The following is a 16,953-nucleotide window of genomic DNA, read 5'->3' on the forward strand; positions in this document are numbered from 1 at the left end:
CGGAACCAGCCACCGCCGCACATCGCCGCACACCCGGCACCGCCGCCGCGGAAGCGTCGATCACCGCAGTCCCCTGAAGGCCGCATACCGCCCTGCCCGCCGGCCACCCCGGCACGGGCGCGGGTACCAGCCGCACCCACTCAGCGACGCCGACGTGACAGGGGCGCGCGCCGCCCTCCCCCTGCCCCCGCCTTGAGCTGCCGAAGAAGGACGTACCGCCATGGCCGCCACCCCCGAAACGCCCGCAGCCGCCGCTCCCGCAGCGGCCGCGCGCCGCAAGACCGGCCGTCACCGCGGTGAGGGCCAGTGGGCCGTCGGACACCACACGCCCCTCAACGGCAACGAGCAGTTCAAGAAGGACGACGACGGTCTCAACGTGCGGACACGCATCGAGACGATCTACTCCAAGGCGGGCTTCGACTCGATCGACCCCAACGACCTGCGCGGCCGCATGCGCTGGTGGGGGCTGTACACCCAGCGCAAGCCCGGGATCGACGGGGGCAAGACCGCGATCCTGGAGCCGGAGGAGCTGGACGACAAGTACTTCATGCTGCGCGTGCGCATCGACGGCGGCCGGCTGACCACCGAGCAGCTGCGCGTCATCGGCGAGATCTCCGAGGAGTTCGCGCGCGGCACCGCCGACCTCACCGACCGCCAGAACGTCCAGTACCACTGGATCCGGATCGAGGACGTCCCGGAGATCTGGCGCCGCCTGGAGGCCGTCGGCCTCTCCACCACCGAGGCCTGCGGTGACACGCCCCGCGTCATCCTCGGTTCGCCCGTCGCCGGCATCGCGCAGGACGAGATCATCGACGGCACCCCCGCCATCGACGAGATCTACCGCCGCATCGTCGGCAACCCCGACTTCTCCAACCTGCCCCGCAAGTTCAAGTCCGCGATCTCCGGCTCGCCGCTGCTCGACGTGGCGCACGAGATCAACGACATCGCCTTCGTCGGCGTGAACCACCCCGAGCACGGCCCCGGCTTCGACGTCTGGGTCGGCGGCGGCCTCTCCACCAACCCCAAGCTGGGTGTGCGCCTGGGCACCTGGGTCTCCCTCGACGAGGTCCCGGACATCTACGAGGGCGTCATCTCGATCTTCCGCGACTACGGCTACCGCCGGCTGCGCACCCGCGCCCGGCTGAAGTTCCTCGTCGCCGACTGGGGTCCGGCCAAGTTCCGCCAGGTCCTGGAGGACGAGTACCTCAAGCGGAAGCTGACGGACGGGCCCGCCCCCGAGCAGCCCTCCGGCCAGTGGCGCGACCACGTCGGCGTCCACCAGCAGCAGGACGGCCGCTTCTACGTGGGCTTCGCGCCCCGCGTGGGCCGCGTGGACGGCGCCACCCTCACCAAGATCGCGGACGTCGCCGCGCAGCACGGCTCCGGCCGCCTGCGCACCACGGCCGAGCAGAAGATGATCGTCCTCGACATCGAGGCGGACCGGGTCGACTCGGTGGTCGCGGCCCTGGAGGCGCTGGACCTGCGGGTCAAGCCCTCCCCGTTCCGCCGCGGCACCATGGCCTGCACCGGCATCGAGTTCTGCAAGCTGGCCATCGTAGAGACGAAGGCGCGCGGCGCCTCGCTGATCGACGAACTGGAGCGCCGCCTGCCGGAGTTCTCCGACCCGCTGACGATCAACATCAACGGCTGCCCGAACGCCTGCGCCCGTATCCAGGTGGCGGACATCGGTCTCAAGGGCCAGCTGGTGCTGGACGACGACGGCAACCAGGTGGAGGGCTACCAGGTCCACCTGGGCGGCGCCCTCGGCCTGGAGGCCGGGTTCGGCCGCAAGGTCCGCGGGCTCAAGGTCACCTCGGCCGGCCTGCCCGACTACGTGGAGCGGATCGTCACGCGCTTCCAGGAGCAGCGCGAGGACGGCGAGCGCTTCGCCGCCTGGGTCACCCGCGCGAGCGACGAGGCCCTGTCATGAGCGAGCGCGCCGCACCGTTCTACTGCCCGTACTGCGGCGACGAGGACCTGTTCCCCAACGAGACGGGTCACGGCGCCTGGGAATGCAGGGCCTGCAACCGGGCCTTCCAGCTGAAGTACCTCGGGCTGCTGTCCCGGGGCGTTCAGGCCAACGGCACTGGAGGGGACGAGATATGACGACGGTTCAGGAGACCGAGGACCTGAGGGTCCTGGCCGAGCGGGCGGGCCGGGACCTGGAGGACGCCTCCGCGCTGGAGATCCTCACCTGGGCGGCCGAGACCTTCGGCGGTAAGTTCGCCGTGACCTCCTCCATGGAGGACGCGGTCGTCGCCCACCTGGCGTCCCGCGCCTTCCCCGGCGTGGACGTGGTGTTCCTCGACACCGGCTACCACTTCGAGGAGACCATCGGCACCCGGGACGCGGTCGAGGCCGTGATGGACGTCAACGTCATCACGCTCTCCCCGCGCCGCACCGTCGCCGAGCAGGACGCCGAGCACGGCCCGAAGCTGCACGACCGCGACCCCGACCTGTGCTGCGCCCTGCGCAAGGTCAAGCCGCTGGAAGAGGGCCTGACCGCGTACGACGCCTGGGCGACGGGCCTGCGCCGCGACGAGTCCCCGACCCGGGCGAACACCCCGGTGGTCGGCTGGGACGAGAAGCGCCGCAAGGTCAAGGTCTCGCCCATCGCCCGCTGGACGCAGGACGACGTGGACGCCTACGTCGCCGAGCACGGCGTGCTCACCAACCCGCTGCTGACGGACGGTTACGCCTCCGTCGGCTGCGCCCCCTGCACCCGCCGGGTGGCGGAGGGCGAGGACGCGCGGTCCGGCCGCTGGGCCGGCCTGGGCAAGACCGAGTGCGGACTGCACGGCTGATGACGACACCCCCCACTCGTACGGAACCGACGGAGAAGAACCAGATGAGCGTGAGCGACCAGGGCGCCACCGTGTGGCTGACCGGGCTGCCGAGCGCGGGCAAGACCACGATCGCCTACGCGCTGGCCGAACGGCTGCGCGCCGGCGGCCGCCGCGTGGAGGTGCTCGACGGGGACGAGATCCGCGAGTTCCTCTCCGCCGGCCTCGGCTTCAGCCGGGAGGACCGGCACACGAACGTGCAGCGGATCGGCTTCGTCGCCGAACTCCTCGCGAGCAACGGCGTCACGGCGCTCGTGCCCGTGATCGCACCGTTCGCGGACAGCCGCGAGGCCGTCCGCAAGCGGCACGCCGCCGAGGGCACCCCGTACCTGGAGGTCCACGTGGCCACCCCGGTCGAGGTCTGCTCGGAGCGTGACGTGAAGGGCCTGTACGCCAAGCAGGCGGCGGGCGAGATCTCCGGTCTGACCGGGGTCGACGACCCGTACGAGGCCCCCGAGTCCCCGGACCTCCGTATCGAGTCGCACACGCAGTCCGTGCAGGACTCGGCCTCGGCCCTGCACGCGCTGCTCACCGAGAGGGGTCTGGCATGACCACGGCCGCACACCCGCACACCGATTCCGGCTCCGACGCCCCGTACGCGCTGTCGCACCTGGACGCGCTCGAGTCCGAAGCCGTGCACATCTTCCGCGAGGTGGCGGGCGAGTTCGAGAAGCCGGTGGTCCTCTTCTCCGGCGGCAAGGACTCCATCGTCATGCTGCACCTGGCGCTGAAGGCGTTCGCGCCGGCACCGGTCCCCTTCACGCTGCTGCACGTCGACACGGGTCACAACTTCCCCGAGGTGCTGGAGTACCGCGACCGCACGGTCGAGAAGCACGGCCTGCGCCTGCACGTGGCGTCCGTCCAGGACTACATCGACGCGGGCAAGCTGCGCGAGCGCCCCGACGGCACCCGCAACCCGCTGCAGACCCTGCCGCTGACGGAGGCGATCCAGCAGCTCAGGTTCGACGCGGTCTTCGGCGGCGGCCGCCGCGACGAGGAGAAGGCCCGCGCCAAGGAGCGCGTCTTCTCCCTGCGCGACGAGTTCTCCCAGTGGGACCCGCGCCGCCAGCGCCCCGAACTGTGGCAGCTGTACAACGGCCGCCACGCCCCGGGCGAGCACGTGCGCGTCTTCCCGCTCTCCAACTGGACCGAGCTGGACGTGTGGCAGTACATCGCCCGCGAGGGCATCGAGCTTCCGGAGATCTACTTCGCCCACGAGCGCGAGGTGTTCCAGCGGGCCGGCATGTGGCTGACCGCCGGCGAGTGGGGCGGTGCGAAGGAGGGCGAGACGCCCGAGACGCGCCTCATCCGCTACCGCACCGTCGGGGACATGTCCTGCACCGGCGCCGTCGACTCCGACGCCGCCACGCTGGACGCCGTGATCGCCGAGATCGCCGTCTCCCGCCTCACCGAGCGCGGCGCGACCCGCGCCGACGACAAGATGTCCGAGGCCGCGATGGAAGACCGCAAGCGCGAAGGGTACTTCTAGACATGACCAGCACCACCGAGCAGTTCGCCGACGTGTCGGCCACCACACTGCTGCGCTTCGCGACCGCCGGTTCCGTCGACGACGGCAAGTCCACCCTGGTGGGCCGCCTGCTGCACGACTCGAAGTCGGTCCTGACCGACCAGATGGAGGCCGTCGAGGCGGTCTCCGCCCAGCGCGGCCAGGAGGCCCCCGACCTCGCGCTGCTCACCGACGGCCTGCGGGCCGAGCGGGAGCAGGGCATCACCATCGACGTCGCGTACCGCTACTTCGCCACCGCGCGGCGCCGGTTCATCCTCGCGGACACCCCCGGGCACGTGCAGTACACCCGGAACATGGTCACCGGCGCCTCCACCGCCGACCTGGCCGTGGTCCTGGTCGACGCCCGCAACGGCGTGATCGAGCAGACCCGCCGGCACGCGGCCGTCGCGGCCCTGCTGCGCGTCCCGCACGTGGTCCTGGCCGTCAACAAGATGGACCTGGTGGACTACGCCGAGTCGGTCTTCGCCACGATCGCCGAGGAGTTCACCGCGTACGCCTCCGACCTGGGGGTCCCGGAGATCACCGCGATCCCGATCTCGGCGCTGGCCGGGGACAACGTGGTCGAGCCGTCCGCGAACATGGACTGGTACGGCGGCCCCACGGTGCTGGAGCACCTGGAGACCGTCCCGGTCAGCCACGACCTGACCGCGTGCCCCGCGCGCTTCCCGGTCCAGTACGTGATCCGCCCGCAGTCCGCGGAGCACCCGGACTACCGCGGCTACGCGGGCCAGATCGCCTCCGGCGTGCTGCGCGTCGGCGAGGCCGTCACGGTCCTGCCGTCGGGCCGCACCAGCACCATCGAGGGCATCGACGCGCTCGGCGAGAGCGTCGACATCGCCTGGGCGCCGCAGTCGGTGACGCTGCGCCTGAAGGACGACATCGACATCTCGCGCGGCGACCTGATCGCGCCGTCCGCGAGCGCCCCGGCCACCACGCAGGACGTCGAGGCGACGGTCTGCCACGTGGCGGACCAGCCGCTGGCCGTCGGCGCCCGGGTGCTGATCAAGCACACGACGCGCACGGTCAAGGCGATCGTCAAGGAGATCCCCTCGCGGCTGACCCTGGACGACCTGTCCCAGCACCCGAATCCCGGGCAGCTGGTGGCCAACGACATCGGCCGCGTCGTCGTCCGAACCGCCGAGCCGCTCGCGCTCGACGCGTACGCCGACTCGCGCCGCACCGGGTCCTTCCTCCTGATCGACCCGGCCGACGGTACGACCCTGGCGGCCGGCATGGCGGGCGAGTCCTTCGCCTCCCAGGCCGAGACGACCGTCCAGGCAGACGAGGAAGGGTGGGACTTCTAACCCATGCTGTCCGACATCTACTCGACCTTCGCCAAGGAGGGCGGCCGCGTGGGCAGCGGCTCCCTCGGCAGCGGCCAGGGAGGGGTGGCGCGATGTGCGCGATGACGTACGCGCACCGCATGCGCGCCCACACCCCCCACGAGCTGTACCCGCCCGCGCTCCACAGACGAAGACGTGCGCCGTGACCAGACGGCGCTCCGAGAGGAATACCTCCCGTGCCTGCCACCGGTACCACCACCCGTACTCCGCTTTCCCGTAGGACCGGGCTGCGCCGCGGCATCGCCGCCGCTGCCGCCCTCCCGCTCCTGATCGGTGCGCTGGCCTCCTGCGGCTACGGCTCCGACGCCAAGAAGGACGAGCCGAAGGACAAGGCCGCCAACGTGGCCGACGCCGGCAAGAAGCTCTCCGCCTCCGAGGTCCGCATCGGGTACTTCCCGAACCTGACGCACGCCACCGCTCTGGTCGGCCTCCAGGAGGGCCTGATCCAGAAGGAACTGAACGGCACGACGATCAAGCCGCAGTCCTTCAACGCCGGCCCGTCCGAGATCGAGGCCCTCAACGGCGGCTCTCTCGACATCGGCTTCATCGGCCCCTCCCCTTCGATCAACGGCTACGTGAAGTCCAAGGGCTCCAACCTGCGGATCATCTCCGGCTCGGCCTCGGGCGGCGTCAAGCTCGTCGTGAACCCGGACAAGATCAAGACCCTGGACGACCTCAAGGGCAAGAAGATCGCCACCCCGCAGAAGGGGAACACGCAGGACGTCGCGTTCCTCAACTGGATCTCCGAGAAGGGCTGGACGGTCGACCCCGAGTCCGGCAAGGGCGACGTCTCCGTCGTCCGCACGGACAACAAGGTCACCCCGGACGCCTTCAAGCAGGGCTCGATCGACGGCGCCTGGGTCCCGGAGCCCACGGCCTCCAAGCTGGTCTCGGACGGAGGCACCGTTCTCCTCGACGAGACCGCCCTGTGGCCCGACAAGAAGTTCGTGATCACGAACATCATCGTGTCGCAGAAGTTCCTCAAGGAGCACCCGGACGTGGTCGAGGCCGTACTCAAGGGCACGGTGAAGACCAACGAGTGGATCAACGCCAACCCGGACAAGGCGAAGGCCTCCGCCAACGCCAAGCTGGCCGCCGAGGGCGGCAAGCCGCTGGACGCCAAGGTCATCGACCCGGCCTGGCCGAGCATCGCGATCACCGACGACCCGCTGGCGTCGACGCTGAAGACGCAGTCCGAGTGGGCGGTCAAGGCCAAGCTCATCGAGCAGCCCGACCTGGCCGGCATCTACGACCTGACGCTCCTGAACAAGGTCCTGAAGGCCGCCGGCAAGCCCGAGGTCTCCGACGCCGGTCTCGGCGCCAAGTAACCCCGCAGTCCAGCAACCCCAGGAGGTGACGACCATGGCCACGACGCTTGCCAAGGCTGCCGAGGGCACCGTAGCGGAGCAGCTCACACACGCCGCGCGCATCGAGCACGTCTCGAAGTCCTTCTCCGGCCCGGCCGGATCGCAGCTCGTCCTGGACGACATCAGCCTCGATGTCGCTCCCGGAGAGTTCGTCACCATCCTGGGGGCCTCGGGGTGTGGCAAGTCCACGCTGCTGAACCTGGTCGCCGGTCTGGACAAGCCGTCCGCAGGGTCCATCGCGACCCCCGGCGGCCGTCCGGCGCTGATGTTCCAGGAGCACGCCCTCTTCCCGTGGCTGACCGCGGGAAAGAACATCGAACTCGCCCTGCGCCTGCGCGGGGTGGCCAAGGCCGACCGCAAGCCGGAGACCGAGCGCCTGCTGGAGCTGGTCCGGCTCGGCGGCTCGTACGGCAAGCGCGTGCACGAGCTGTCGGGCGGCATGCGCCAGCGCGTGGCCCTGGCCCGGGCGCTCGCCCAGGACAGCCAGCTGCTGCTGATGGACGAGCCGTTCGCCGCGCTCGACGCCATCACCCGGGACGTGCTGCACGGCGAGCTCACCCGCATCTGGGAAGAGACGAACCTGTCCATCCTGTTCGTCACGCACAACGTGCGCGAGGCCGTCCGCCTCGCCCAGCGCGTGGTCCTGCTGTCCTCGCGTCCCGGCCGGATCGCGAAGGAATGGACCGTGGGCATCCCGCAGCCGCGCCGCATCGAGGACGCGGACGTCGCCGAGCTGTCCGTCGAGATCACTGAACACCTGCGTGGGGAGATCCGCCGTCATGGCCAGCACTGACATCAAGCCCAAGGGCAAGGCCGCCGGCGCCGACGACCTCGCCGGGCTGGAAGCCGGCCTGGACGCCCTGGACGCGGTCCAGACCCACCGGACCCCGGTCCACGAGGTCCTCGTCAAGAAGGTCCTGCCCCCACTCCTGGCCGTGGGCCTCGTGCTGCTGGTCTGGCAGATCCTCGTCAGCGCGAAGGTCACCGACGAGACCAAGCTGCCGGCCCTGTCCGCGGTCTGGGACAGCCTCTCCGACATGTGGCTCCAGGGCACGCTGCTGGAGGTCATCTGGACCAGCGTGTCCCGCGGCCTCCTCGGCTTCCTGCTGGCCCTGGCCATCGGTACCCCGCTCGGCCTGCTGGTCGCCCGGGTGAAGTTCGTGCGCGCCGCGATCGGCCCGATCCTGCAGGGCCTGCAGTCCCTGCCCTCGGTGGCCTGGGTGCCGCCGGCCGTCCTGTGGTTCGGCCTGAACGACGCCATGATGTTCACGGTGATCCTGCTGGGCGCGGTCCCCTCGATCGCCAACGGCCTGGTGTCCGGCATCGACCAGATCCCGCCGCTGTACCTGCGGGCCGGCCGGACCCTGGGCGCCACCGGACTGCGCGGCGCGCGGCACATCGTCATGCCGGCCGCGCTGCCGGGCTACCTGGCCGGCCTGAAGCAGGGCTGGGCCTTCTCCTGGCGCTCGCTGATGGCCGCCGAGATCATCGCCAGCTCCCCGGATCTGGGCCTCGGCCTCGGCCAGCTGCTGGAGAACGGCCGCAACAACATCGACCTGCCGGGCGTGTTCCTCGCGATCCTGCTGATCCTGGTGGTCGGCATCGCCATCGACCTGCTGATCTTCAGCCCGGTCGAGCGGTGGGTGCTGCGCAGCCGCGGCCTGCTGGTCAAGAGCTGAGCGCCGCCATGCACCGCGCACGACCCGTCCTGCTGGTCATCGCCCACGGCAGCCGCGACCCGCGGCACGCGGCGACCGTGCACGCCCTCACCCGGCGTGCGCGGGCGCTGCGGCCCGGGCTGCGGGTGGAGACGGCCTTCCTGGACTTCAACGCCCCGCGCGTGGAGCAGGTGCTGTCCGCGCTCCACGCCTCCGGAGTACGGGAGGTCGTGGCCCTGCCGCTGCTCCTGACCCGGGCCTTCCACGCCAAGGCCGACGTCCCGGCCGTGCTGTCGGAGTCGACGGCCCGGCTGCCGGGGCTCACGGTGCGGGTGGCCGAGGTCCTCGGCCCGTCCCCGCTCCTGGTCTCGGCCCTCGAACGCCGGCTCGCCGAAGCCGGCCTCACCCCGGCGGACCGTGCCACCACCGCGGTGGTGCTCGCGTCCGCCGGCTCCTCGGACCCGGAGGCGATCGCAGTGATCGCTGAAACCGCGCGGGAGTGGCGGCACACCGGTTGGTGCGCCGTGCGGCCTGCGTTCGCCTCCGCCGCCCTGCCCCGTACGGAGGACGCCGTACGGGAGCTGCGCGCCGAGGGCCACCGCCGCGTGGTGGTGGCCCCGTACGTCATCGCCCCCGGCCGGCTCCCGGACCGCATCGTGGCGGGTGCGCAGGCCGCGGGCGCGGACCTCGTCGCGGACGTGCTGGGCGCGGCCCCGGAGCTGGCCCGCCTGCTGCTGGACCGCTACGACGCGGCCGCCCGCCTCCCGGCACGTCTGCGGACGCTGGTGGCGTAGGCCGCCCGCGGTGCGAAGCGGCGACGCCGTCCGGGCTAGCTCCGAGCCGCCGCCTCGTCCGCCAGTGCCGTCAGGTCCGCGATCGACATCGCGCCCGGCGGCAGCCCCTCGCGGGCGAAGATGTTGGCCGCGTGCCGCAGCACGTCGTTGACCGGGGTCGGCACCCCGTGCAGCCGGCCCAGCAGGGAGACCTCCCCGTTGAGGTAGTCGGCCTCCACCGAGCCGGTCCCGCGCGCCAGGCTCTGCCACGACGAGCCGCCGCGCACCCCGGCGGGCTGCTCGACCTTGCCGTCGCGGGCGTCCGACTGCTCGGCCTCGGAGGCGTACGGGATGCCCGCCGCGAGGAAGGCCGCCTTGGCCTCGCGGACGGCCCGCAGGAGCAGGGCCGCCTTCGCCGGGTCGGGCTCGGGGCCGGTCGTCGCCTGGATCGCGTTGTCCAGGTTGCCCAGCAGCTTCGCGTGCTTCCAGCGCATCACGTCCGTGACCACGGGCGCCTCGAACCCGGCCTTCGCGAGGTCCGCGGCGACGGCCGCGGCCGCCCTGTCCGCGCCGCCGGCGGCCAGGCCCAGGTGCAGGATGCCGGTCAGCGGCGCGCACAGGGCGGAGACCACGCCCGGCTCCAGGAAGGTGGAGGGCAGCCAGACGCACACCCCGTAGACCCGCGCGAAGCGCCGCAGGGCGAGGCGCTCGCTCTCCACGCCGTTCTGCGCGCAGAGCACGGGCAGCCGCTGGGCGGCCGTGCCGCCGCCGGAGACCTCGGCGTCGCCCCACGCGTCGAGCGCGGCGATCGCGTCCTGGGTCTTGACGGTCAGCAGCAGCACGTCGTCGGGGCGCAGTTCGCCCAGCTCGGCGGGTTCGCCGACGACGGGCAGCCGGTGCACCCGGGTCCCGTCGGCCGTCGTGAGCCGCAGTCCGTCCGCCCGGAGGGCCTCCGCGTGCGCGCCGCGCGCGACGAGGACGACATCGCCGCCCGCCTCCGCGAGCCGTCCGCCGATGGTGGCGCCTACCGCGCCCGCGCCGATGATGATGTAACGCATGCCCCGAGCCTGGCACATCCCACGCCCGCGGGAGCCGCCGGGGCGGGACCGTCCGGACCGCCGTGACCGAACCGGCGCCGCGGCGGGCCGCGTTCGGTCGGATCCGGTCGGGGCGGGGCGGGTTCGGTCGGGGCGGGGCGGAGTCGGTCGGGGCCGGATCAGGCCCCGGTCAGCTCGACGAGCTTGGCGACCGTGTTCCAGTTCCGGGTGGTCGCGTCGATCCCCTTGACGACGGCGGGCCTGGCGAGGGCCTCGGCCAGCTTGGAGCGGCCCAGCCCGTTCGGGGCGTAGAGGTACACGACCCGGTCGCCCACCCGGTACTCCTCCGGGAGGTACGCCGCCGCGTCGAGGCCGGCGAACCGCTCGGGCCCGGGCTGCTCGGAGCAGAACGTGGCGTGGAGCTGCCGGCCCTCCAGCTCGGCGGCCGGGAAGGGGCAGGCCTCGGCGACGGCCCGCAGGTACGCCCCGTCCACCACCAGGCACGGCACCCGGAAGCCGAAGTGGGCCTCGATGGCCGCCTCCAGCTCCCGGGCGAGCGCCGCCGGGTCCTGCCGTGCGCTGCTGAACACGGCGTTGCCGCTCTGCAGGTAGGTCTGCACGCCGCCGTGGCCGAGTCCCTCAAGCACCGCGCGGAGTTCCGCCATGGGGACCTTCCGGCTCCCGCCGACGTTGATCCCGCGCAGCAGCGCCGCGTATGTCACTGCCGAGGTCTTCTTCGTCATGGGGGCACCCTAAGCACCGGCTAGGACAGTTCGGCCTCGATGAGGTCGGCGGCCTGCGCCGTGCCGCCCTCCTCGGCCATCCGCGCGCGGACCTCCGCGCAGCGGGCCGCGACCGCCGGGTCCCGGACCAGGGCGAGGACCGCCTCCCGCAGGGTCGCCGCGTCCGCCTCGGCCATCGGAACGTGCCTGGCCACGCCGAGCGAGGCGAGCACGTCGGCGTTGCCGAACTGGTCGACGGCCTGCGGTACGGCGACCATCGGCGTGGCGGTGGCGAGGCCCTCGCGGCTCCCGCCGGCTCCCGCGTGGGTGATGAAGGCGTCGGCCTGGCGCAGGATGTCCGGCTGCGGTACCCAGCGGTGGACCTCGACGTTGGCGGGGACCGTGCCGAGCGCGGCCTCGTCGGTGAACGCGCCGATCTGGAGGACGACGTGCCAGTCCGGCAGGTCCCCGAAGGCCTCGATGCACGCCCGGTAGAAGGCGGGCTGCTTGGTGAAGGTGGAGCCGAGCGAGACCAGCAGCACCTTCCTCCCCTCGGCGGACGCCGGACGCGTCCAGCGTTCGCGGGCGTCCGTACGGTCGCCCTGGCAGGCGCCGACGAAGGTGTACACGGAGGGGTCGACGCGGTCGGCGTTCGGCTGGAGCACCCGGGGGATCAGGACGATGCTGCGGCGCGGGCGGCCCTGGAAGCGGTCGACGTCCCCGTCGAGGCCCTGTCCGGTGAGCCAGCCGGCGAACCTCGCGTAGTACGCCCGTCCGCGCGCGGACGCCTTCAGCTCGGCGAACAGCGGCTCGGCGACCTCTTCTTCGTACCCCTCCCACGCGACCAGGTTCGGGGAGAGGGAGACGGCGGGGACGCCCCAGCCGTGGGCGAGCACGGGCGCCGGGTAGGAGGTGATGTCGTGGAGGACGAGGTCCGGCTCGTCGCCGGCGAACGCGGCGGCGAGTTGCGGGAGCGCCTGGACGGCGTCGTCGAGGAAGGGCTCGATGTTGTCGATGAGTTCGGTGCCCCAGGCGTCGGGGTCGTCGTCGGTGGGGAGGGTGGAGGTCCAGATCACCGGGGTGGCGCCGGTCTCCGCGACCTTCTCGGCGAAGGATGCGGGGACGGCGTAGCTGACGCGGTGGCCCCGCGCGACGAGTTCCCGGACCACTTCGATGCTCGGGTTCACGTGTCCGTGGGCGGCGATGGAGAACATGGCGATGTGGGCGGGCTTCGCGGAGGTCATGATCCGAGCGTAACGAGACGAGACGTCTCGTACAACCAGGAGACCCGACCGGAGTCCCGGAAGCCCGCCCCGCGGCACGGCGACCGCTGCGGGCCCGAACGGTTCCTCCCGGTACACGGCCCCGCGCGGGTGGGCTCGCACACGGGGACGGAGCAGCGCCCCGGGAATCCGCAGAGCGGCGAGACACCTCGGTGACTTCCGGGCGGAGACGGTGGGGGAGGCCGTCGCCGAGGTCGCCCTCACCCTGCTCGCCTGCGCGCTGCTGGCCGGCCTGGCCCTGACCGCCTGACTGGCCTGGTCGTTCAGTCCGCGCCTGACCCTCGCCGGAGCCGGACTGCTCGCGCTCGTCCTCGCCCACGGCGCCTGGTCGGCCCACCGCGCCCCCGCGAAGGGCCGCCGCCGCGGCCTCGCCGCCGTGACCGCGGCCGCCCTCGCCGTGACGACCGCGACGGCCGTCTTGCTCTTCTTCCACGCCTCCGGCTGCGGCTGCCTGTGACCCCGTCGACCGCACCCCCCGCGGCCGGCCCCGGTGGGGGCCCGGAGCGCCGTAGGGTGGCGGGCATGATGCGCACCGTCGTGCTCGACATCGGCGAGACCCTGACCCGCGACGACCGCTACTGGGGCAGCTGGGCGGACTGGCTCGGCGTCCCTCGGCACACCGTGTCGGCGCTCGTCGGCGCCGTCGTCGTGGACGGCCGGGACCCTTCCGACGCCCTGCGGCTCCTGAAGCCGGGCTTCGATCCGGACGCCGAGTACGCGGCCCGTGAGGCGGCCGGCCGGGGCGAGCGGCTCGACGAAAGCGACCTCTACGACGACGTCCGGCCCGCGCTCGCCGCCCTGAGGGAGAGAGGCGTCCGCGTCGTCGTCGCCGGGAACCAGTCCGCGAAGGCGGGCGACCTGCTGCGGGCCCTGCACCTGCCCGCGGACCTGGTCGTCACCTCCGCCGAGTGGGGCGTCTGCAAGCCCGGTCCGGACTTCTTCCACCAGGTCGTCGGCGCCGCCCGAGCCCCCGCCGACCAGACGCTGTACGTCGGCGACCACCCGCAGAACGACGTCTTCCCCGCGGCCCGGGCCGGTCTGATGACCGCGCACCTGCGCCGCGGCCCCTGGGGCCACTGGTGGGCCGACGACGAAACCGTCCGGCAGGTCGCCGACCATTGCATCGACTCCCTGCTCGAACTCCCGGGCCTCGTCGACCGGTCGCGGGGTGGGGGAGCCCCGGCCTGACCGGACCCCGGTGCGGGGCTCAGGCCCCTTCGGGGATGCGAGACTGGGCGGATCCACGACGCTGCAGCAAGGGACGAGACGAACGGCATGGACGAGGCGCAGGCCAGGGACGTACTGACGGCGGCGGGCCTCACGGAGCCGCCGGCGCTCCTCGCCTTCGGCGAGAACGCCGTGTTCGCCGTCGGGGACCTGGTGGTTAAGGTCGGCCGGGAGGCGGCGCTGCTGGAGCGCGCCGAGCGGGAACTCGCGGTCGCGGACTGGTTCGCCGCGTCCGGGATCCCGGCCGTCCGCGCGGCCGAACCGCAGCCGCGGCTGGTGGACGGGCACCCGCTGACGCTGTGGCACCGGCTCCCGGAGGCGGTCCGGCCGCCCGGCCCGCAGGACCTCGCGGCCCTGCTCCGCGCCGTCCACGCGCTGCCCGCACCGCCGTTCTCCCTCCCGCCGCGGGACCTGCTGGGCGGGGTCGAGCGCTGGCTGCGGCTGGCCGGGGACGCCGTCGACCCGGCGGACGCGGCCTACCTGCGGGCCCGGCGCGACGCCTACGCCGGCGAGGTCGCGGCCCTCACCCCGTACCTGACCCCGGGCACCGTCCACGGCGACGCCCTGACCCGCAACGTGCACGTGGGCCCGGACGGGCCGGTCCTGGTCGACCTGGAGACGGTCTCCGCCGACCTGCGCGAGCACGACCTGGTGGTGATGGCCCTGTCGCTCGACCGGTACGGCCTGCCCGCGGAGGCGTACGGGGAGTTCGTGACGGCGTACGAGTGGGACGTCCGCGACTGGGAGGGCTGCGCGGTCCTGCGCGGGGCCCGCGAGACGGCCAGCTGCGCCTGGGTCTCCCAGCACGCGCCGGCCAACCCGGCCGCGCTCGCCGAGTTCCGCCGCCGGGTGGCCTCGCTCCGGGACGGCGACCGGGAACTGCGCTGGCACGCCTTCTAGACCCGCCTGTCGGCCCCGTCGGCCGGTCCGTACCGGCCGGGACCCGCGGCCGGTGCGGTCACCGGCTCCGGGGGATCAGCGGCCAAGCCGGCTCGACGACCGCCTTCGGGTCCGCGGTGCGCCGCAGGTAGGCCTGGAGCGAGACCGACTGCTCGGCCGCCGCGCGCACCTGGAGGTCGTGCAGGTCCGCCAGGGCCATCGCACCGACGGGCCGGTGCCTCTCGGCCATGCGGCGCACCACCCGGGCCGCGGCCACGGCGTCGGCCTTCGCGTCGTGCGCGTCGTCGAGCGACACGCCGTAGTGGGCGCACAGCGCGTGCAGGGCCCGCTTGCCCTTGCGGTACTTGTCGACGTGCTTGTCGATCACCAGCGGGTCGATGACGGGCGAGGGCGCGTCGCCCAGCCGCTCGCTGATCGACGCCACCCCGTGCCGCCGGCACTCGCGGTCCAGCAGCGACAGGTCGTAGCGGGCGTTCATCACCACCAGCGGTGTCCCGGAGCGCAGTCCGTCGGCGACGGCCCGCGCGATCTCCTCGACGGCGGAGACGGCCGGCGCGCCGTGCGCCCGGGCGTGCTCCGTCGAGATCCCGTGGATCGCCGACGCCTGCTCGGGTATCGCGATCCCCGGGTCGAGCAGCCAGGTCCGCTCCTGCGCGACGGCGCCGTCCGGGTCCAGCCGTACGACCGCCGCCGTGACGATGCGGTCGGTTTCCACGTCGGTGCCCGTGGTCTCCAGGTCGAAGGCCACCAGCGGCCCGCTGATCCAGCTCATCGCACTGCCCCCGCTCCGGCGGTGACCGCCGGCTGCATCCGGAGCGGTGTCCCCGGCTCCGCGCCGGCCGTCTCCGGGCCGAATCCGATCGGCAGACCGCCGTACCGGTCCCCCGTGCCGTGCCAGTCCTCCACCCCGTGCCCCTCCCCCGTACGCCTTCGGTCAACGGCTTTCAGCCTGACACGGGGCACTGACAAGCCGGACGACGCCCCCCGCGCCGCGCCCCCGCGGGCTTCACGAGACGGGCCGGGAGTCCTCCCACACCGACTCGAACTCCTCCCGGTACGTCGTGAACAGCCCGTGCTCGGAGTCCTTCGCCACCCCGCGCCCGCCCCCGCGCAGGACCAGGACCGGCGCCTCCATGCCCCGGGCCCGCCGCAGGTACGACTGGACCACCGCGATGCCGGAGGACTCCCCCTCCACGAGGTAGGCGGTGAACCGCGGGGTTTCGTCGAAGACGTGGATGTCGAAGCGCGAGGGGTCGCGCAGCCCCGCCCGCACCCGCCGCACGTGCAGGATGTTCATCTCCACCGAGCGGCTCAGCTCGCCCCTGCGCAGCCCCAGCTCCCGCTCGCGCCGCTTGACCGCGCTGCTCGCCGGGTTCAGGAACACCAGCCGCACCCGGCAGCCGGCCTCGCTGAGCCGGACGAGTCTTCGGCCCGAGAAGTTCTGCACCAGCAGGTTGAGGCCTATGCCGATGGCGTCCAGCCGGCGGGCGCCGCCGAACAGGTCCTCCGCCGGCAGCTGCCGCTGCAGGCGCACCCGGTCCGGGTGGACGGAGATGACGTCGGCGTACCGGTCGCCCACCAGGCCCTCGACCGCGTCGATCGGCAGCCGGTCGGCCGACGGGCTGCCCGCGCCCCCGCCCAGGACCTCCAGCAGCCGCGCCGAGGCGCGTTCCGCCTGCTCCAGGACCGCGCGCGACAGCGCCCGGTTGCGGGAGACCACGTTCCGCGTGACCTCCAGCTCGTCCAGGGCCAGCTCGATCTCGCGCCGGTCGTCGAAGTACGGCTCGAAGCAGGGCCAGTGCTGGACCATCAGCTCCCGCAGCTGGGGCAGCGTCAGGAAGCTCAGCACGTTGTCGTCGGCCGGGTCGAGCAGGTAGCCCTTGCGCCGGCTGACCTCGCGCACGGCAACGGCCCGCTGCACCCACTCCTGCCCGGCGGGTCCGGCCGCGGCGACCACCCAGTCGTCCCCGCTGTGCACCGGCTCGTAGACCGGCCGCAGCACGGCGCCGACCACCGCCCGCAGGCGCTGCTCGATGAGGTTCAGCCAGATGTACGCCCGGCCCGCCCGCTGGGCCCGGGTGCGGACCTCGCTCCAGGCCTCCGTGCCCCAGTCGAGTTCGGCTCCGGCCCCCGCCTCGCGGGCCTCGTCCGGTCCGCCCGCCAGGGAGACCGCTCCGGCCGGGACCCCGGCCGCCCCGCCTCCGGTGGCGTCCGCCGGGCCACCCTCGTGACCGCTGTCACCAGGGGGCAGCTCCAGACCTCCCGAGCTCAC

The 16,953-nt window shown here is 73.0% G+C and carries 16 protein-coding genes and 1 pseudogene; 12 read left to right on the plus strand and 5 right to left on the minus strand.

Translation table 11 applies throughout. The features are described from left to right. Positions 1-220: 220 nt before the first annotated feature. From ACFWTC_RS09995 to ACFWTC_RS10040, 10 genes are all read left to right on the plus strand, one after another. Positions 221-1,930, plus strand: a complete 1,710-nt coding sequence (locus tag ACFWTC_RS09995) for a nitrite/sulfite reductase (RefSeq protein WP_383919025.1) — start codon at positions 221-223, stop codon at positions 1,928-1,930. Beyond that, complete coding sequence (locus ACFWTC_RS10000; RefSeq protein ID WP_267720116.1) at positions 1,927-2,106, plus strand: hypothetical protein; 180 nt, start codon at positions 1,927-1,929, stop codon at positions 2,104-2,106. The genes ACFWTC_RS09995 and ACFWTC_RS10000 overlap by 4 nt, the downstream gene beginning before the upstream one ends. Further along, entirely contained in the window at positions 2,103-2,804 is a 702-nt protein-coding gene (locus ACFWTC_RS10005; protein ID WP_383919028.1) for a phosphoadenylyl-sulfate reductase, read from the plus strand. The genes ACFWTC_RS10000 and ACFWTC_RS10005 overlap by 4 nt, the downstream gene beginning before the upstream one ends. Positions 2,805-2,848: 44 nt before the next feature. Next, positions 2,849-3,394 (plus strand): adenylyl-sulfate kinase, encoded by a 546-nt coding sequence (gene cysC / locus ACFWTC_RS10010; RefSeq protein WP_384026639.1) that lies wholly within the window; start codon positions 2,849-2,851, stop codon positions 3,392-3,394. After that, entirely contained in the window at positions 3,391-4,332 is a 942-nt protein-coding gene (gene cysD, locus ACFWTC_RS10015; RefSeq protein WP_383919033.1) for a sulfate adenylyltransferase subunit CysD, read from the plus strand. The genes cysC and cysD overlap by 4 nt, the downstream gene beginning before the upstream one ends. Positions 4,333-4,334: 2 nt before the next feature. Beyond that, a complete protein-coding gene (locus tag ACFWTC_RS10020) occupies positions 4,335-5,675 on the plus strand; it encodes a sulfate adenylyltransferase subunit 1 (protein WP_383919035.1) in 1,341 nt (446 codons plus the stop codon). A gap of 215 nt (positions 5,676-5,890) precedes the next feature. After that, positions 5,891-7,042: an ABC transporter substrate-binding protein gene (locus ACFWTC_RS10025; RefSeq protein ID WP_383919038.1), complete on the plus strand. Its 1,152-nt coding sequence runs from the start codon at positions 5,891-5,893 to the stop codon at positions 7,040-7,042. A 34-nt stretch (positions 7,043-7,076) separates the two neighbouring features. Then, entirely contained in the window at positions 7,077-7,874 is a 798-nt protein-coding gene (locus tag ACFWTC_RS10030; RefSeq protein ID WP_384026641.1) for an ABC transporter ATP-binding protein, read from the plus strand. Continuing rightward, positions 7,861-8,760, plus strand: coding sequence for an ABC transporter permease (locus ACFWTC_RS10035; protein WP_383919044.1), 900 nt, complete (start codon positions 7,861-7,863; stop codon positions 8,758-8,760). Before ACFWTC_RS10030 ends, ACFWTC_RS10035 begins: the two co-directional genes overlap by 14 nt. 8 nt (positions 8,761-8,768) lie before the next feature. Continuing rightward, positions 8,769-9,533, plus strand: coding sequence for a sirohydrochlorin chelatase (locus ACFWTC_RS10040; RefSeq protein WP_383919047.1), 765 nt, complete (start codon positions 8,769-8,771; stop codon positions 9,531-9,533). Positions 9,534-9,568: 35 nt separating this feature from the next. Here ACFWTC_RS10040 and ACFWTC_RS10045 read toward each other — a convergent pair whose 3' ends face one another. From ACFWTC_RS10045 to mgt, 3 genes and pseudogenes are all read right to left on the minus strand, one after another. After that, positions 9,569-10,570, minus strand: a complete 1,002-nt coding sequence (locus ACFWTC_RS10045; RefSeq protein WP_384026644.1) for a ketopantoate reductase family protein — start codon at positions 10,568-10,570, stop codon at positions 9,569-9,571. A gap of 158 nt (positions 10,571-10,728) precedes the next feature. Beyond that, the gene (locus ACFWTC_RS10050) at positions 10,729-11,292 is read right to left on the minus strand and encodes a DUF1697 domain-containing protein (RefSeq protein ID WP_383919053.1); all 564 of its coding nucleotides are present in this window, start codon (positions 11,290-11,292) and stop codon (positions 10,729-10,731) included. A 20-nt stretch (positions 11,293-11,312) separates the two neighbouring features. Then, positions 11,313-12,550: pseudogene (gene mgt, locus ACFWTC_RS10055) on the minus strand (macrolide-inactivating glycosyltransferase). Between the two features lie 526 nt (positions 12,551-13,076). Here mgt and ACFWTC_RS10060 point away from each other — a divergent pair. Together ACFWTC_RS10060 and ACFWTC_RS10065 are read left to right on the plus strand one after the other, a co-directional pair. Then, positions 13,077-13,742, plus strand: a complete 666-nt coding sequence (locus tag ACFWTC_RS10060) for an HAD family hydrolase (RefSeq protein ID WP_384026646.1) — start codon at positions 13,077-13,079, stop codon at positions 13,740-13,742. A gap of 87 nt (positions 13,743-13,829) precedes the next feature. Then, the gene (locus tag ACFWTC_RS10065; protein ID WP_384026648.1) at positions 13,830-14,681 is read left to right on the plus strand and encodes a phosphotransferase enzyme family protein; all 852 of its coding nucleotides are present in this window, start codon (positions 13,830-13,832) and stop codon (positions 14,679-14,681) included. A gap of 58 nt (positions 14,682-14,739) precedes the next feature. On the opposite strand, the gene ACFWTC_RS10070 is transcribed toward ACFWTC_RS10065, so the two are convergent. Both ACFWTC_RS10070 and ACFWTC_RS10075 read right to left on the minus strand, forming a co-directional pair. Beyond that, the gene (locus ACFWTC_RS10070) at positions 14,740-15,453 is read right to left on the minus strand and encodes a 3'-5' exonuclease (protein WP_383919062.1); all 714 of its coding nucleotides are present in this window, start codon (positions 15,451-15,453) and stop codon (positions 14,740-14,742) included. Positions 15,454-15,687: 234 nt separating this feature from the next. After that, positions 15,688-16,953 carry an SAV2148 family HEPN domain-containing protein gene (locus tag ACFWTC_RS10075; protein ID WP_384026651.1) on the minus strand — a complete coding sequence of 422 codons (1,266 nt, stop codon included), beginning with the start codon at positions 16,951-16,953 and terminating at the stop codon, positions 15,688-15,690.

The organism is Streptomyces sp. NPDC058619, assembly GCF_042717785.1.
Taxonomy (GTDB): domain Bacteria; phylum Actinomycetota; class Actinomycetes; order Streptomycetales; family Streptomycetaceae; genus Streptomyces.

Bases quoted from the DNA above. Each gene is read 5' to 3' on its own strand.
- ACFWTC_RS09995 (WP_383919025.1), top strand. From the start codon at position 221: ATGGCCGCCACCCCCGAAACGCCCGCAGCCGCCGCTCCCGCAGCGGCC.
- ACFWTC_RS10000 (WP_267720116.1), top strand. From the start codon at position 1,927: ATGAGCGAGCGCGCCGCACCGTTCTACTGCCCGTACTGCGGCGACGAG.
- ACFWTC_RS10005 (WP_383919028.1), top strand. From the start codon at position 2,103: ATGACGACGGTTCAGGAGACCGAGGACCTGAGGGTCCTGGCCGAGCGG.
- cysC (WP_384026639.1), top strand. From the start codon at position 2,849: ATGAGCGTGAGCGACCAGGGCGCCACCGTGTGGCTGACCGGGCTGCCG.
- cysD (WP_383919033.1), top strand. From the start codon at position 3,391: ATGACCACGGCCGCACACCCGCACACCGATTCCGGCTCCGACGCCCCG.
- ACFWTC_RS10020 (WP_383919035.1), top strand. From the start codon at position 4,335: ATGACCAGCACCACCGAGCAGTTCGCCGACGTGTCGGCCACCACACTG.
- ACFWTC_RS10030 (WP_384026641.1), top strand. From the start codon at position 7,077: ATGGCCACGACGCTTGCCAAGGCTGCCGAGGGCACCGTAGCGGAGCAG.
- ACFWTC_RS10035 (WP_383919044.1), top strand. From the start codon at position 7,861: ATGGCCAGCACTGACATCAAGCCCAAGGGCAAGGCCGCCGGCGCCGAC.
- ACFWTC_RS10040 (WP_383919047.1), top strand. From the start codon at position 8,769: ATGCACCGCGCACGACCCGTCCTGCTGGTCATCGCCCACGGCAGCCGC.
- ACFWTC_RS10045 (WP_384026644.1), bottom strand. From the start codon at position 10,570: ATGCGTTACATCATCATCGGCGCGGGCGCGGTAGGCGCCACCATCGGC.
- ACFWTC_RS10050 (WP_383919053.1), bottom strand. From the start codon at position 11,292: ATGACGAAGAAGACCTCGGCAGTGACATACGCGGCGCTGCTGCGCGGG.
- ACFWTC_RS10060 (WP_384026646.1), top strand. From the start codon at position 13,077: ATGATGCGCACCGTCGTGCTCGACATCGGCGAGACCCTGACCCGCGAC.
- ACFWTC_RS10065 (WP_384026648.1), top strand. From the start codon at position 13,830: ATGGACGAGGCGCAGGCCAGGGACGTACTGACGGCGGCGGGCCTCACG.
- ACFWTC_RS10070 (WP_383919062.1), bottom strand. From the start codon at position 15,453: ATGAGCTGGATCAGCGGGCCGCTGGTGGCCTTCGACCTGGAGACCACG.